This window comes from Streptomyces umbrinus (assembly GCF_030817415.1).
Lineage (GTDB): Bacteria > Actinomycetota > Actinomycetes > Streptomycetales > Streptomycetaceae > Streptomyces > Streptomyces umbrinus_A.
In genome coordinates, this window is record NZ_JAUSZI010000002.1 from 8,211,667 (window position 1) to 8,227,838 (window position 16,172).

Genomic DNA, 16,172 nt, shown 5'->3' on the forward strand with positions numbered 1-16,172 from the left:
GTTCCAGGGCGGGCCGCGGGCCCGGTACCATGGTCGACACGGCAGACGAGCCGGGCGGACGGCCGCGTGGAGTCCCCTTCGGGGGCGCTTCCCGAGGAACGTCCGGGCTCCACAGGGCAGGGTGGTGGCTAACGGCCACCCGGGGTGACCCGCGGGACAGTGCCACAGAAAGCAAACCGCCAGGGACCTCGGTCCCAGGTAAGGGTGAAACGGTGGTGTAAGAGACCACCAGCGCCTGAGGCGACTCAGGCGGCTAGGTAAACCCCACCCGGAGCAAGGTCAAGAGGAGCCGCCGCAAGGCGCGCTCTGCGCGGACGTTCGAGGGCTGCCCGCCCGAGTCCGCGGGTAGACCGCACGAGGCCGGCGGCAACGCCGGCCCTAGATGGATGGCCGTCTCCCGGCCGACCGCGAGGTCGACCGGCGACAGAACCCGGCGTACAGCCCGACTCGTCTGCCTCTAAGGGCCTGCGGCCAGCGAAAGTACTGGTCAGGGGCCCTTTTGCCGGATCGGAAGCTTGGCCGGACCCGGTGTCTGCCCTCCTCCGAGCGACCGTCCTCGGCTGTTACGAGGAGGACGGCTATGGCCCCCAGGTGCTGGCCCTCACCGCTCAGCTGCGGGACTATCCGGAGGTTCTCGCCCGGCCCCTCCACCTCGCGGGCCTCGGTCAGTAGTACGCGTTGCCGCGGGGGCAGGAGGAGGCTCTGGCGGGCGATGACGTGGCTCCAGCCGCGGATCTCGATCCGGCGAAGTACCTCGCACCCGGCCTGGAGGAGGAACCTGAGGCGTGGATGAACAGTCGCTCTCTTTGCGGAGCCGTTCCAGGAGTAGCTAGGGGAGTTAGTACACAGGTGGGAAATGAAGCGATCGTTAACGCCGTCAACGAATTCGTGCGTTGATGGCTTGATCGACCTTGTGTACGGTTGCCCGTATGACGGACACCCCCGCCCCATCGGCCGGCCCGCTGGTCACCGGCTCCGAGATCGCCCGGCTGGCGGGCGTCACCCGCGCCGCTGTCTCGAACTGGCGGCGACGCTACGACGACTTCCCGACGCCGGCCGGTGGCGGTGCCAACAGTCCGCTGTTCGACCTGACCGAGGTACAGGCCTGGCTGGACAGGCAACGCAAAGGGCAGGACGTCTCGGTGGACGTGCAGCTGTGGCAGGAACTGCGCGGAGTCTACGGTGACGACATGATCGGCGGGCTTGCCGACGTCACTCAACTCATTGCCGAGGGGAAGGCGCCCGCGGAGCTACCAGCGGACGTGGTCCGGCTCGCGACGGATCTGACGGAGAGCAGTGGGGCGGCCGAGGTGGTGAGCGCCCTCGCGGAGCGCTTCACCGACTCCGTGCGCCGGGCAGGATCGGACCAGGTCACCTCGCCGCGCATCGTCCGTGCAGTGCGCCATTTCGTCGGCGAAGTGGCGTCCGGCGCGACTCTCTTCGACCCGGCCTGCGGCATCGGCACCTTGCTGCTTGCCGTTGGCCCGGAGCATGGGCCCACACGGCGGGGGCAGGAGTCCGACGCTCGCAGTGCTCGGTTCGCGCAATTGCGGGCCGACCTCACCGGACGGACTGGTGTGGTGGTCGCCACCGCAGACTCGCTGCGCGACGACCGATGGACGGAGCTGAGCGCCGACCTCGTAGTCTGCGATCCGCCGGTCGGCGAGCCCGACTGGGGGCGCGAGGACCTGCTGCTCGACTCACGTTGGGAGTTCGGCATTCCGTCGCGCGCCGAAGGCGAACTCGCCTGGTTGCAGCATGCCTACGCGCACACTGTGCCCGGCGGTCGCGTGCTCATGGTCATGCCCGCCTCGGTTGCCTACCGCAAGGCGGGCCGCCGTATCCGTGCCGAGCTCGTGCGACGGGGCATCCTCACCCAGGTGACCGCCCTTCCGTCAGGTACTGCGGCTTCGCACGCACTCCCGATTCATCTGTGGCACCTGCGCCGCCCGCTAGCCCTGGGCGACGCCGTCACTGTCGTCCGCATGGTCGATCTGACGGCGGGCGACCCCGACGGCTCTCTGGAACCGGGGCGCGACCAGCTGGCGGACGTTCCCCTGATCGATCTGCTCGACGACACTGTCGACCTCACGCCAGGCCGCCACGTTGAGGAGTCCCATCGCGACTACGTTGTTGAATACCAGGCTCTGAGAAGGGAGCTGAACGAGCAGGTGCGGCTGTTGGCCGAGCTGCTGCCGGCGCTGGCAGCGGGTGCCGGCCCCAGTTCCGTGGACGGCCCTACCGTCAGCGTCGCCGACCTCGCCCGCGCCGGGCTCGTCGAGTATGGGGATCCGGAGCCGGTCTCGGTCAGCGACCAGCTTGACACCGACTACCTTCAGGGGTTTCTGCGCAGCGCAGCGAACACGCGACGTTCTACGAGCTCCAGTGGCACCTTTCGCCTCGACGGTAAGGGTGCCCGCATCCCGCAGATGGACATCACTGGTCAACGCCGGTACGGGGCAGCCTTCCGCGCTCTCCAGGAGTTCGAGGAGCGATCGCGAAGGTTGGCGGAGCTGAGCCGGGACGTAGCGAGTCTGGCGAGAGACGGTCTCGGTAACGGGGCGCTCGCACCCGATAACTGACCGGTCATCACGTCACTGTCCTGATAAGTCACTTCGGCTGCGGTACGAACGAACTCACGGTCCCGCTCCACGAAACCGCCAAGGCCTCCCGCGACCGCGTGCAAGCCACGAACAGCAGGCACCTCTCCCGCAGCAGATCCGAATCATGCTGCAGCGTGTCCACGGAGACAGGCGTCACCTCACGAGAGAACGGCATCGCACCTGCCGTCACCCCCAGGACGGCGACACAGCGGAACTCCAGCCCTTTCATCGCGTGCATGGTGGCGAGCCGTACCCCATCCACGGTCGGCCCCGGGTTGTCCCTGACCCGGACCACCGGCACCTCGGCCGCGGCCAGCTTGTCGTACGCCTTGTCCAGCAGGACGTTGAAACGGGCACATACGCCGATCTCCGAAGGGCGGATGCCCTGGGCTATCCAGCCGTCGACGCGCTCTACGAGGGCCGCGACCTCCGCCTGCTCGGAGCCATACCCGTCCGTGTGGGGCCTTCGGCCGTGCAGCAGCGAGCGGTATCCGGCGAGGCTGTCGCTGCCTTCACCGCCCAGGTCGTCGACCGATACCGGGCTGAGGATGCCGGTCGACCAGACGAGGATCTCTTCCGTGGAGCGGTAGTTGATGCGCAGACGGTGGGTGCGTCCGGTCACCGAGATGCCCAGGGAGCCGAGAGAGACCTTCGAGTCGTAGATCCGTTGGTGAGGGTCGCCCGTGATGAACAGGTCGTCGCTGCCGGGTGCCACTGCACCGCGCAGGACGCGCCACTGGGTGGGGTGGAGGTCCTGGGCCTCGTCGACCACGACGTGGTCGTGGGTGGGCGCCGAGCCTGCCAGGAGGTCCGCCGCTCGCGCGCACACCTTCAGATGCGTTGTGGCTTTCTGAGTACGCAGCATCGACTCGAACAGCTCGACGGCGGACCATAGTTCGTTGCGTCGAGCGGACGGCAGAGCGCTCCCGCGACCGCGCCGCAAGGCGGTCCGGTAGGCGTCGGGGGTGCGCAGGTCCTGAGCAAGGATGACGTGTCGGTACTCCTGAGCGAGGAACTGCTCCGACCATGGCAGCTCCAGCTTCTTGACGACACGTTGCCACAACTGCCGTTCCTCCCGGTCGTTCACGGGGGAGGGGGACTTGCCGTCGAGACGGGTCACCACGCCGTGCGCGTAGGCGTTTACCGTAGTCACGTCGACGCGACCGAGGAGCGCCTCGTCGCCGTCCAGGAGCAGGGACAGGTTCTCGCGCAGTGACGCGGCAAGGGCGTTCGTGTACGTGGTGAGCAGCACCCGGGTGTCGGGCGAGCGCGCGAGGAGATGCTTGACGCGATGCAGGGCCGCGACCGTCTTGCCCGTGCCAGGACCGCCCGTGATCTGGACCGGGCCGCCATACGACACTCGGTAGGCGACTCGGCGCTGCGAGGGGTGGAGGAATACCCGCCAGGCCGTGAACGGCTTCTCCAGAATATCCGCCAGCTCTTCGGGCCCCGTGACCAACGTGATGCGGCTCGTAGTGTTGGCGATGGCGACAGCCAGACTCTCGTCCGGGTCGGGACCCGCGTCGATCGGGCGGCGTACGGCGACCACGTCCCGGTACACCTCGTCGGGGCTGAACCCCTCGGAGAGGAAGTGCAGTACCTCGAACTGGTCCTCCGGCAGCAGCGTCTCGAAAGCGTTGAGCTGCACCTTGTCGACGATGGTCCGCACCGCGCGCAACACCTGGTCATCGATGCCGAGTTCGCGCAGCACCGTGTCCGAGTACTTCGAGAAGAGCAGGGAGTCGGAGGCCGCGGCAGCTTTCTCCAGGGCCGGGGTCAGCTGCTCGATGGCAACTACGTTGCGGACTTCGAGCGCTCGCGTCGCGGAGTTCGTCGTGTACAGCCGCTTGGCCGCCCAGGTGTACGCGTCGTCGTGCCGTACGACGTTGACGAGCAGGAACACATCACTGCCGTCGTCGGGCGCGAGGACGACGCCGCGCCAGAAGTCGTTGATGCGGATGGTTCGCATGCGTGCGTCCTGCGCGTTCTGTACGGACTCCAGGTGGAGACCCTTGTCCGCTTGCAGTTCGGGCACGGTGAGCAGCTGGAACTTCTGCATCGCCTTGCGTACGCCGGCCTTGACGGGCTTCTCCAGGATGTCGTAGCTCTCCCAGAAGCTGTTGGCGAACGCGAGCTGCGGCACGAGGTGAACTCCCCACCCTGGATGGACTCCAACACTCCGCAGTCGATCACACGCGCGGGGTGTCCGCCAGCCGTTGGGCCACTGATCCGATGTCAGCAAGCAGGCCGGCTGGTTCCTGGTCCAGGTCGAGGGCGTGCTGATGGATGACGATGCCTGCGTGCCGCACCTGGTGGGCGGCATGCGAGGCGTTGCCCTTCGCGTACACCAGGTGTCCCTCGCGCAGCCCGAGAGCTGTGCAGTAGGCCAGCATCTGGTACAGGTCGGCGTCCGGATAGCCGTCCCGCTTCTCCGCCTTGTACTTGGCGTCCACCACGGCGCACGGCGATCCGTCCGCGCCGTACAGCACGAAGTCGGGCTTCATGCGGATCTCGGCAGCGGTGTCGAGGTGGTGCGGATCCTGGAGACGGGCCGTGTGACCTGTGCCCCGGAAGGCCTCCCGCAGTGCCACCGTCACGAAGTCCTCGAAGAGTTTGTTCATGTCGAACAGGAACCCGTCGACGCGGAGCCCGCCGGGCGCGTGCTCGGCGGAGGCTCCGTCCAGGACGGCACGAGCGAGGTGCAGGGCATGGTGGTAGCGGGAGTTGAGACGGGTGGGCTGCCAGCCGGGGAGGGGCTGTCCGCGCACGATCGTGGTGACATCGGCCAGGCGGGCACGCTGGTGAAGCAACCTGCGGCGCACCTCGCGAGGGACACTTGGTAGGCGCAGCAGACGCTCGACGGCGGCCCGCAGGATGCGGTTCTCCGCAATGTCGGTGGTGAACTCGTCGTACGCCACTTCCACAGGCAGCGTCATGCCGAAGTGTCGCCGTATCTGCTCGGCCTCCCGGATGCGTCCGCGTACGACGAGGGCGGTCACCTCCGTCGCCCGGTATCCCTGCAGCAGACCTTGCCGGAGGGCCCGGTCCACCTGCCGCTCCACGGCGTGGGCGAGCGCGGGCAGCACCTCGCGGTGCTCGGCCACCGACACCTGCCCGTCACGCCAGGCACCCTTCGGGTCAAGGCTGTGACCGAGCAGGAAGAAGAGCCGGGCGATGGGCACCTTCGGTGTGATGCGGATGGTGACAGGCTCGCTGACACCCGGCATGGCGACGCCCACAGCACCGACCTTGCTGTCGGCCCGCAGTGACCAGTTGCCCGGTGCGTACGGATCCGGAGCGGCGTCCACGATGCGCGCGGCGTTGAGGGCCCGGCCGACGGTGTCCGTCAGAGGTACGGAAACGGCCGGTGCGTGTTCGACGAGATGCACAGACTCGACAGTCGGCACGATCGCCAACACGGGCTCGGTGCCGGCGGTCACCCCAGTGACTCCCGAACCAGCGACTGCCGCAGGGCTGCCAGCCCGTATCGCTTCTCGATGTCCACGCCCTCTCCGTAGTGGTGCTCCTCCAGTAGGGGCAGGATCTTCGTCCGCCAGGTCCGCTCCAGGCCGCCCTCCCGGTAGACGCCCTTCTTCATCAGGTACGAGGGCCCGATGCGGAAGTCGGCGTCGTCGATCCTGGAGTTGAGCGCGTCGAGCAGATCGGCGGGCTCGGTGTCCTTGCCCTCCTTGGCCAGCCAGCGGCGCAGCAGCCCGCTCGTCGGCTCCGTGCGCGGGGACAGTTCGACGAAGGCGAAGCGGCGACGCATCGCCGCGTCCACGAGCGCGATGGACCGGTCGGCGGTGTTCATCGTGCCGATCACGAACAGGTTCGGCGGCAGCGCGAAGTCGTCGCCGGAGTAAGGCAGTTGCAGGGACTTGTTCCGGTATTCGAGGAGGAAGTACAGCTCGCCGAAGACCTTGGCCAGATTGGCGCGGTTGATCTCGTCGATGATCAAGAAGTGTGGGATGTGCCGGTTGCCCTCGCGGCCCGCGAGCGCGGCCAGGTCGCGCAGTGGGCCCGCGGTGATCCTGAAGGCGACCTCCTTGGTTTTCGAGTCCTCCTTCGGCCGGAACCCTTCGACGAAGTCCTCGTACGCGTACGAGGGATGGAACTGGATGAGTTTCACCTGCTCGGGCCCGCCGCCCAGGAACTCGGCGAGTTTCAGGGCCAGATACGTCTTGCCGGTACCCGGCGGGCCGTACAGCACCAACTGCCGCTCGTCCGAGAGTAGATCGCGCACCTCGCGCAGCCATTCCGTGTCGTGGACCAGGAGCTCGGCAGCCAGCTCGTCCGTGGGGTCCGGCAACTCCAGCTCGCGGCGGGCGACCAGCGCAGGGACCTCCACGCTCGGATCGCGCTCTATGGCCTCGGCCTCTTCCGCCAGCTCCTCGTCGCTCAGGCCGAGCCCTTCGACGAGGGCCTGGACGGTGGAGAGGTCGACGACGTCGTGCTGGATCGACAGCTTCTGCTGAAGCTCCTCCGGAAGATCGTCATACGGATATCCGGTCGGCTGCCAGTCCACCGGCCGGCGCAGATTGGACCGCCGGTCCTCTGACTCCGTTTGCTCCGCCTCGCCGGTGACCTCACCGATGTACAACTGTCCGCCGGAGATGGTGCACACCGTGTCGCCGGGCTTCATCCGGGAGAGGAAGGCGTGCAGCTCCTCGACGAGCTGCTGTTTCTGTCCGTATGTGGCCGTCGACTCGTAGTCTTCCTGGACGAAGGTGCGCAGGTCGTCCTTGCTGGTGCCCTGCCGCACGCCCTGCCGGAGTCGGGAAGCGGCGAGGGAGATGCGGCCCTCGGGAAGCCAGAGGCGCTGGACCAGGTCCAGCCCCGTGACGTTCGAACCGCGGATGAGCCAGGGGCGGTTGGGGCCCGCCCACACCCCCGACATATAGTCGGACAGCGGTGCTCCGTCCTCGGTCCGCCACTCCTCCCACCCGTTGCGAGGGGCGCCGACCAGCAGCACGGCGGCGAAGGAGGGCGAGCCGCACACCACGTCCTCTGTCAGTTCCAACCAGCCCGGCCAGCGCGTGGAAGCAACGAGTACGCCCTGTTCTTTGAGCTCTGTGCGCCGCCTGGATGGGCTCTTGAAGTGTGTGGCGAGCGACGGCATCACATGATCGCGCGCGGGTGATCCGGCCCGCACGAGGAACTTCCTGCTCCCGTTCGTCCCGGTCTCGTCCAGCAGCACTCCACGCGCCCGGTTGATCCCGTCCCCGTTCGGCAGCCGCAGCCGGAACTCCGGGTATTCCGTGTGCTCGTCAACCATTGTCCCTGCTCCCCCTCGACAGAAGCGACAGAAGATCCCTTGCAACAGTAGGGGCCCGCACTGACAACAGTCCCGAACCGTACGGGCAGCCGCCGACTACGAGATAGGAAGCGTCACAGATCGTCAGGGAGCAGCCGGAAGGCAGGCTGACCAGTGAGCGGCCGCATCATGCGGAAGTGGCTGTCCGTGGTGAACATGTCCGCGGTCTGGAAGGCCGACGCAAGGGCGACATTCATCGCGTCGACGAGCCCCACTCCCTCCCCACCGTCCGCGTCCGCGTACCCCCGCATCACGGCCATGGCGCTCCGGAGGTGTGGTGCGGTGTCGGGGATCTCGAATCGGCGGGCCTCCGCTTGACCAGCGATGAAGTCGAGCGCGTTCATGGCCGCCGCGGGGCCGATCCGCGAGGTCAGTAGATAGTCGAGCTCGGTGAGCACCATGGATGACACCACGAGGTGGCCTGTGCGGGCGAGGGCTTCCCGGTGGGCCGCGTGGCGGGGGTCCTTGGGTGTGAACAACCGATACAGAGCGTTGGTGTCGGCGATGGCGACCGGAATGTCAGTCATCGGTCCCCGCATCGTCGGCGGCTGTGCCCATGCCTCGCAGCGCCGCCTCGATCTCGTCGTCGTCCAGCACAGGGCCGCCCAGGTCCGGAAGATCCAGGTCGCCCATGGGGTCGGTACGGAACGGGTAGGCGGGCCGGCCCGTCAGTGCACCGCGGGGCACGATGTCCCCTATGGGCACCCCGTCCTTGGTGATGGTCACTGTTTCCCCGGCCGCCACACGGGCCAGGACCCGCGATGTCTGCTGGTTGAGCTCCCTCAGCGGGACCTCCGCGTTGTCACTCATGTCTCCACCGTACTACTCGTTCTACATGGCGGCGAGCTTGTGGCCTTTGCCTACGTCGCCGCTGAGCGCGTACTGGACCTGACGGTCCTGGGTGTGGGTCGCGTCGCCCTTCCACCTCAGGTCAGGGTGTTGCTGAGGTGCGGACCGATGTAGCCGATGAGGATCCCGTGGTCGGTGCAGGCCCCGTCGTAGTAGTGCAGGCGGGGTGCGACGGTGTTGCCACCGCCTATGCGCAGATGGGCGCCCATGAAGACCCTGCCGTCCGGATGCACGCCGTCGGGGACCGGGAACGTGCGCGCTTTGCGCCAGGCGCCGTTCGTCTTCACCGTCTTCGACTCGTCTCGGACGACCTTGCGGGGTGAGATGACGTGCGACCCCTCGGGTGCGTCGGCGCACCACTGCTTGAAGTCGCAGTTCGCCTTTCCGGTCGCGGCCGAGTCGGCGAAGTCCTGGAGCGCCAGCAGCGCGTCCCAGGCCATGCGGACCCATGACGAGCCGTAGGCCTGGTCGTCGAGTTCCAAGGTGTACTTGCGACGTCCGGTGAAGTGCACCCGCGGCATGTCACTGACCCGGTCCAGAATCTCCGCGAAGGACGTGGGCGCGTTCGCGGAGAGATCCACCGGCGCGTACGCCTGCTCGGCGGCGCCCAGTTCCAGAAGCCGTTTCTGCAGTTCCCGGACCTGCGCCCTGGCCTTGTGGAATTCCTTGTACTGCTCGTCGTAGTCGACGACGAGTTGGGTCTCGTTGAGCTCCGTCTGGCGGAGTTCGTGCTTGAGATCGCGGATCTCGTCGGCCCTGACACGCTGCTCGCGCCCCGCCTCCTCAAGGATCTCCAGCAACACGTCGTTCTCGTCGCGCAGTCGCTCCAGGTCGGAGCTGCCCATGCCGTCCCGGGCCCGCATCCGCATGACGGGTACGGAGTCAAGTGCGTCGGGCAGCGGCAGGCGGGTGGCCAGGCTCTGCGGGAGCTGTGCCAGGATGCGGCGGGCCTGCTGCGGTCTCTCTGTGATCAGGCGTTTGGACATCACGCGGTGCCTCTGACCGTCGGCTGGCCAGGCGGGGTCGACTCCGGGCAGGTAGGTGCGGATGCCGCCGTTGTAAACGCGGTGATACTCCAGTGCCCGGTTGAGGGTCGACTCGGCGCTCGGTGTGAGGATGTAGAGGATGGCCAGCCCCGCCAGGGGACGGACGAGGGGGTCGACCGTCCCTTCCAACCAGGCGTCGAAATCCACACCGTACGGTGTGCTCGCCATGACGACGGGGAGACGTCGGTTGGTGTCGCACAGTTCGTCGATGACGGATTCGACGTCCTCGGTCTCGATGACCTGAGGCATGGCTGTCACGTCTGCCCGGCCATCGCGTGCGTCGAGCACGTCGAGCAGGCTCTTGGCCAGCCGGGGCGTCTTGGCGGGTACGGGAATGGCGTCGGGGTCGTCAGGCAGGTGTTCGACGTCGAGTTGTACCCAGGTGGGTTCGTCGGTGATCTGCCGCGTCACCACGGTGGTTTGCCATGTACCGCCGGGCGCGGTTTCCCGGAGCCGCCAACGGCCGTAGGTGCCGGTGGCGGCGGTGACCGAGTCGTGGTCGAGGGTGACCCCGTGGGCTATCTCGTTGCGGCCTTCGACGAAGGCGTCGATGTTGTAGGTCTTCGGCGGTTGGGTGAGCCAGTCACGCAACTGCTCGTCGATCAGCGCTCCGGTCCTCACGTAGTCGGCCTGGCTGGTGACCACCATGCGGTAGCGGCGGGCGTCCATCGTGTGACTCCTGACGGGCGTGAGAGAGGCGGGTCGGGGACTCAGACTTTGCCGGCGGCCAGGACACGCAGCAGTTCACTCACGTCCTGGTGCCAGGCCCGCACCTCGGCGGGTGTGGGCGGCAGTTCATACGTGTGGTGGTGGCACGCGGCGCTGAGGGCGGACCATACGGCGTACCACTGGCGGGCCACGGAGGGGGCGACGTACCACTGCAGGCAGAGCATCCGGGTGCGACCGTTGCTGCGGGTCATGCGAGGGCTGACCATCTGCCAGTAGGCGTCGAGAGTTTCGTCGAGGGCAAGACGGAGCAACATCGCCGCGGCGCGTGCTCGGACACCGGGAGTGAGAGTGGTATCGCCCGGTGGGTTGAGCAGGTGGTCGGCGGCGGTGACCAGAGCGTTCGTGGAGAGACCAGCCCTGGGCGCGGAGGAGTGGGTGAGACCGGTCACCGGGCCTGCACCGCCTTGGCGAGCCGCTCCGTACGCCTGACCAGATCACGGCGGTCGCCGACAGGCTTGGTCGGGGTCTGGTGGGAGGCCTGGTTCAGTTGCCGGATCAAGTCCCGTGCAGAGGTGCCGTGATCGCGTGCGATCGCGTCCAGCACGTCGACCGGTCCCGCCCCCTCCATGCCCATCGCGATCGCGGCGAGGCCGGTGAGGGGTCCGGGCTGTGTGACTTTCTCTTGAATCTTGCTCTGCTCCAGCCCCGCGTCACGAAGGGTGCGCCGGGCGATGACCTGGTACGCGGCTTCCACCGCGAGGCGGCACATCGGGGGCAGCACCCGGTCGGCCACCTCCGGCGGCAGATGGGGGTCGCGGGCGACGGCCCTCGCGTCCTCCAGCGCCTGGCTCACCGGGTCGCTGACGGGGACGACTTCGACGACGGAGTCGATCTGCCGGGAGACCGCCATGACCGTGGCTCGCAGACCGAGCCGGCTGATGGCCTCCTTGAGCCGGGCGTCGTGGGTGAAGACGACGACCTGCCGGTGCTGGGCGTACAGATCGAGGACCCTGGCGAGGCCGTCCACCTTCTCCGGATCCATGGACTGCACCGGGTCGTCGATGATCACGAAACCGAACGGGCTGTCCTGATGGGTGGCGCGCGGGATGAACAGGGAGAGGGCGAGTGAGTGCAGCTCACCCTGGCTCATGACGCCGAACGCGGGCGCGTCTGCGTCGTCCACGGAGACGGGAAGACTGACCTGCCGCTGCGGGCCGACGCCCGCGAGCCCGATCGCACCCAGCGAGACACTGCTGCGCTCGCACAACAGCCGCCAGATCTCCCCGGATTGGTCGGCGAACGGCTTGAACCGGGCGTCCCGCAACTCATCGGTGAGCGCGCGCAGCCAGGCGCGTACCGCCTTGATCTGCTTGGTGACCGGCTTCGTAGCCTGCGCGGCCTCCGCCTGCCCAAGCCACGTGGACAGCCGTGCTGCTACAGGCTGCCAGCGCCCGTCCTGTGCCGTGATGCGGCGGATGGCGTCGTCGCGCACTTGGAGGCAAGCGTCGGCGAGGACGGCCGCGGCGCGTTCCGCGCGGTCCGCCAGCTCGCGTGGCTCGCGTGCGGCGCGGCAGGCCGTCAGATCGCGCCAGAGTGCGGCGAGCGAGGGTTCGTCGGCCTGGAGCCAGGCAGGAGGAGGCTGCATCAGGTCGTGCATCTCCCGTACAGCGGCCGTCAGTTCGCGGTGTGCGGCCTCGGCGTCGGCCGCCTCTGCCTGGAGTCTTTCGACCTGCGCGCGCGTCCGCTCCGCCCAGGCGCGGTCCAGCAGATCCGTGCTGCCGCAGACCGGGCAGTCGGAGACGTCGGGGTGGCGGCGGCGGTGTTCCAGCGCCGTATCGAGCAGTTTGATCAGCTGCCGGGCGTCCTCGGCGGAGCCATGACGGGCGTCGTCGGCCACGGTTGCTGCCGAGCGCAGCCGGGAGACGGCTTTCGTGACGGTCGGGAGGTTGGGGCCCTCCAGAGCGGCAAGCCGGCGCAGCCGGGACAGGTGCACTTCGTCCGCGGCACTGTGGCCCTTCAGCAGTGCCCGGACCAGGTCGAGGTCGGGGTTCCGGCCGGACAGGGCCGCGACCGCCTCAGCGGCGCGCGGGTCGTCCACTGTTGACAGCTCCTGGATCACTGTGGCGGTGAGGGCCTTGGCCGCGTTCTCGGTCTCGGTCAGCGTCTTGGCCCGAGCCCGGGCCGCCGTGTCGGAGTCACTGAGGAGTTCGAGGCCGAGGATCCGGGAGATCTCGTCGTGCAAGGCGGTGAGCGGCCCGTTGATGACTGCACCCAGCTGCGTGTAGGGGAGGAACGGCCGATACAGCGTCAGCTGTTCGGCGTCGATCACGTCGTGCAGGTCTTCGCCGGTGGGCTTTCCGGCTTGTTCCACGACGGTACGGGACTCATCGAGCCCTTCGCCGTGCCAGACCCGGCGTACGGTCACGGGCTTCTTGGCGCCGTCACTGTCAGCGTCGAAGCAGAGTTCGACAGCGACCTCGGGCGAGGAGTGCTCGTGGAGGTTGCGCCAACCCTTCTTCCACACCTGAGTGCGCCCCTGCCAGCGGAAGTTGTCGCCCGTCAGAGCCATCTCCGCGGCCTCGGCGAAGCTCGACTTCCCGGAACCGTTGCGGCCCGTCACCAGCGTCAGCCCGGGGCCGGGGCGCAGCTGGACGGTGGCGGCGGGCCCGATGCCTCGCCAGCCGGCCGCGGTGATGGATTGCATGTACACGGTTCCGGAATGGCCACCGTTCCGTGCCTGCGCGGCCGGCAGCAGAGCACGCAGCTGGGCCTGCTCTTCCACGGACAGCCCGGATTTGGGCAGGCGGGCGAGGAGTAGATCACGGAGGCGGTGTCGCTCATGGCTCGGCTTCCTCGGGTGCGCTGGAGGCTGCGGCAGGCGTGCCCGAGGTGTCGCCAGGGGACGGTGTGCCGTTGTCAACACGAGCATGACGCTACCCTGTTAGCACTATCAACATGTTTGCGTGAATAGATATCGATCAAGAATGTGTACATTCGTTCTAGGGCCTTCGCCCGCCGAGTCCGTCTCAAGGGCACCTGAGGTGTCAGCGCTTGAAAGTCTCGACCTTGAACATCGCGTGATACATGCTGTCGGCGAACTCCAGGACACTCCCGTTGGGGCACCGGTGCCATGGGCGCGCCGCCTGGGCTGAAAAAGGTCTGTCCTGACTGCTGTTGAGCCTGATGTGATCTTGTCTGCGGCCTATGACGAGCCACCGACAGCGGCCGTGATCCGGCCGCTGTCGAGGTTCATAGGATATGAACTCGTTTCGATCGCGGGGTGCGGACGGCCGCCTCGTGCGGTTGGCCCATGGGGAGGGCGTAAAAAGTCATGACGGAGCAGAGCACAGCCCATGCACCGGCTTCGGTTGCGGACTTCGGCTCAGCCCGAAAGGTCTGGCTGCGGGCGCGGGTCACTGAGCTGAGCGAGGCACTGAGTGACTTCGGTCCGCAGCTGCATGCGCTGATCCCCGCGGATCTGGGAGACCGGCGGCTGGTGGACGCCCTGGTCCTGTGCCGAGTCGCGGCAGACGAGGCACGCGTCCAACCTGTCGCGGAGACAGTCGCGTGGCTGGAGCTGCTGATCCCGCACGGCCATCGTCACGACCTGGCCGACGCGGTGCGCCGACTGCGCTCGGCTCTCACCGTGGCCGAGGACCCGGCGCTGTGGTCCTGGCACGCGCAAGAGTGGGAGGAGCTCGTCCTCGCGCTCTGGAGGAGTGACCGGGCCAGGGCTGTCGAGCCTGGCCGGACCGACGACGAGCTGGTCTCGCGGTGGGGCGTGCGGACGGCCGACAGCCCGCACCCCGAGTGGGCACAGCACGAGAACGGGCTGTCGTTCACGCCGTTGACCGAGCATCTGGCGGACGAGGCCGAAGAGCCCCTGAGTCTGCTCGCGGGGGCGGTCCTGTCGCAGCCTCATGTCGTCGAAGCGATCGAGAACTCCCTGGCCGTATACGAGGGTGGTCTTCAGGGTGCCGGACACCTCACGCTCATCGCCGAACAGGAGCTCTGTGCACAGGAGTTGGGGGCGTGGTGCGACAAGCATCCGGGCGGCGCGTCCCAAGCGACGGAAGACTTCCTGACAGAGCTGTACGAGTCCGTAGAGACCTACTCCGCCGAGGTCCTCGATCCGTTGATCCGCTCGCTCTCGGCCTACGAGCGAACCCTGTTCCGCACTGCCATGTCTCCCGAGCGGCGTGACAGGAACGCGTACTTGACCGAATTCCTCGACTGCGTGGCAAACCCTTCGGCAAGCGCCTGGACGGACGGAGTGCTCGACCCCGGTGTCGCGGAGGAAGCTGCCGAACGCCAGGCGCGAGGGGAACTCACATGGCACTCCATGCGTGGCTCCGTACCGGTCTGGTACCACATTGTCACCTCCCCCCAGGAGCGGGCGGCCGCGCTGGCCTTCTCCGGAACGGCCTCGTCGTCCGCGATCCGTGTGGACGTCGATGTCGTCCTTGCCCGTCAGGGGACCCTGTTCGAGGGGCTGGGACTGGACGGACCGGAGGACTGGTATCCCGAGCCCGGTATCGGGCTGCGCTACTCCCAGCACAGCGCCACCGACCTGTGCGAACTCCTGACCCTCGCCGAACTCGGCCACGCCCGCCTGGAGTTCGTGATCCGGGGCACGGACGGCAGATTCGTACTGCTCCGGTCGCTGCGGGCCGAGGTCCAGGACGCCGACGCCTCGGCCTGGTGCCGGGGCGTGCTGTACGCCCTGCGGAAACTGGTACCTGACGTCGATGACCTGGCAGACGTCATCGCGTCCGAAGAGCCCACGGACCACCAGGACGACGAAGACGAATGGGAAGACGGGTGGGACGACGAAGAGGAGGACGAGCAGGGGCAGCCGGATGCCACCCCCACCGCGAGCGGCTCGGACACCCCCGAGGCGCCGGCGCCGCCCAAGTCCGCCCGGCTGTCCGATGAGTTGCTGGCCAAGGTGAAGGCCATCCTGCGCCTGGCCGAGAATCCGGCGGCCACGAAGGCCGAGGCGGAGGCCTTCTTGCAGAAGGCGACGGCCATGATGGCCAAGTACGGCATCGAGCAGGCCATGCTTCGCGGCGACGACCCCGCCGTGCGCGAAAAGCCGGCGGATCGTGTGGTCGAGGTCGTCGCCCCCTGGATGGGCGAGTGCAAGCGACTCCTGTCGGCCATCGCATTCGCGATGCGCTGCCACCCCATCTATCCAGGGGGCAAGGCGAACAAGCACCGGGTCCACTTGTTCGGCTTCCCCTCGGACCTGCACTCCGTCGAAGTCCTGTACGCGAGCCTGCGCCTGCAGATGCTGCAAGGCGCCGACCGGGCAGACGCGCGGCACCGGCCGCCGGGGGAGCTCCCGCGGGCCTATAAGCGTTCCTGGATGCTCGGCTTCATCCGGGCTGTGGCCCTGCGGATCGGAGAAGCCGAACGTGCGGCCCGTGAGGACAGCGAGCGCGAACGCGCCGAGGCCGCCGCGACGGACACTTCCGTGCAGGGCCGCAGTGTGGCACTCGTCCTCGCCGACCGGACCACCGAGGTCGAGACCGAGGTCGCCTCCCGCTACCCGAAACTGGGCAAGGTACGGCGTACGCGCTTCACCGGCAGCGGATACCGGCAGGGGCACGTGGACGGGCAGCAGGCTGACATCGGAGGCCTCGCCCTGGACGACGAGAACGAGGAGTGGGACGAGCTCACCGCCTGATC

11 protein-coding genes and 1 other RNA gene are annotated in these 16,172 nt (G+C 67.9%); 4 read left to right on the plus strand and 8 right to left on the minus strand.

Translation table 11 applies throughout. The features are described from left to right. Positions 1-46: 46 nt before the first annotated feature. The 3 genes from rnpB (at position 47) to QF035_RS36295 (ending at position 2,582) form a co-directional block, all read left to right on the plus strand. Positions 47-454: RNase P RNA component class A (rnpB, locus tag QF035_RS36285), an RNA gene on the plus strand. 74 nt (positions 455-528) lie between these two features. After that, positions 529-672, plus strand: coding sequence for a hypothetical protein (locus tag QF035_RS36290; RefSeq protein WP_307524998.1), 144 nt, complete (start codon positions 529-531; stop codon positions 670-672). A 257-nt stretch (positions 673-929) separates the two neighbouring features. Then, complete coding sequence (locus tag QF035_RS36295; RefSeq protein ID WP_307524999.1) at positions 930-2,582, plus strand: N-6 DNA methylase; 1,653 nt, start codon at positions 930-932, stop codon at positions 2,580-2,582. A 28-nt stretch (positions 2,583-2,610) separates the two neighbouring features. On the opposite strand, the gene QF035_RS36300 is transcribed toward QF035_RS36295, so the two are convergent. From QF035_RS36300 to QF035_RS36335, 8 genes are all read right to left on the minus strand, one after another. Continuing rightward, positions 2,611-4,746: a UvrD-helicase domain-containing protein gene (locus QF035_RS36300; protein ID WP_307525000.1), complete on the minus strand. Its 2,136-nt coding sequence runs from the start codon at positions 4,744-4,746 to the stop codon at positions 2,611-2,613. Between the two features lie 46 nt (positions 4,747-4,792). After that, the gene (locus QF035_RS36305) at positions 4,793-6,043 is read right to left on the minus strand and encodes an McrC family protein (protein WP_307525001.1); all 1,251 of its coding nucleotides are present in this window, start codon (positions 6,041-6,043) and stop codon (positions 4,793-4,795) included. Further along, complete coding sequence (locus QF035_RS36310) at positions 6,040-7,878, minus strand: DUF4357 domain-containing protein (protein WP_307525002.1); 1,839 nt, start codon at positions 7,876-7,878, stop codon at positions 6,040-6,042. Before QF035_RS36310 ends, QF035_RS36305 begins: the two co-directional genes overlap by 4 nt. A 113-nt stretch (positions 7,879-7,991) precedes the next feature. Next, entirely contained in the window at positions 7,992-8,444 is a 453-nt protein-coding gene (locus tag QF035_RS36315; protein WP_307525004.1) for a PIN domain-containing protein, read from the minus strand. Then, the gene (locus QF035_RS36320; protein WP_307525006.1) at positions 8,437-8,727 is read right to left on the minus strand and encodes a type II toxin-antitoxin system Phd/YefM family antitoxin; all 291 of its coding nucleotides are present in this window, start codon (positions 8,725-8,727) and stop codon (positions 8,437-8,439) included. Before QF035_RS36320 ends, QF035_RS36315 begins: the two co-directional genes overlap by 8 nt. A gap of 116 nt (positions 8,728-8,843) precedes the next feature. Continuing rightward, entirely contained in the window at positions 8,844-10,481 is a 1,638-nt protein-coding gene (locus tag QF035_RS36325) for a hypothetical protein (RefSeq protein WP_307525008.1), read from the minus strand. A 41-nt stretch (positions 10,482-10,522) separates the two neighbouring features. Continuing rightward, positions 10,523-10,930 (minus strand): hypothetical protein, encoded by a 408-nt coding sequence (locus QF035_RS36330; protein WP_307525010.1) that lies wholly within the window; start codon positions 10,928-10,930, stop codon positions 10,523-10,525. Continuing rightward, positions 10,927-13,185 carry an AAA family ATPase gene (locus tag QF035_RS36335; RefSeq protein WP_307525012.1) on the minus strand — a complete coding sequence of 753 codons (2,259 nt, stop codon included), beginning with the start codon at positions 13,183-13,185 and terminating at the stop codon, positions 10,927-10,929. Before QF035_RS36335 ends, QF035_RS36330 begins: the two co-directional genes overlap by 4 nt. A 627-nt stretch (positions 13,186-13,812) precedes the next feature. On the opposite strand from QF035_RS36335, the gene QF035_RS36340 reads away from it, so the two are divergent. Beyond that, positions 13,813-16,170: a DUF2786 domain-containing protein gene (locus QF035_RS36340; RefSeq protein WP_307525014.1), complete on the plus strand. Its 2,358-nt coding sequence runs from the start codon at positions 13,813-13,815 to the stop codon at positions 16,168-16,170. The last annotated feature ends 2 nt before the right edge of the window (positions 16,171-16,172 follow it).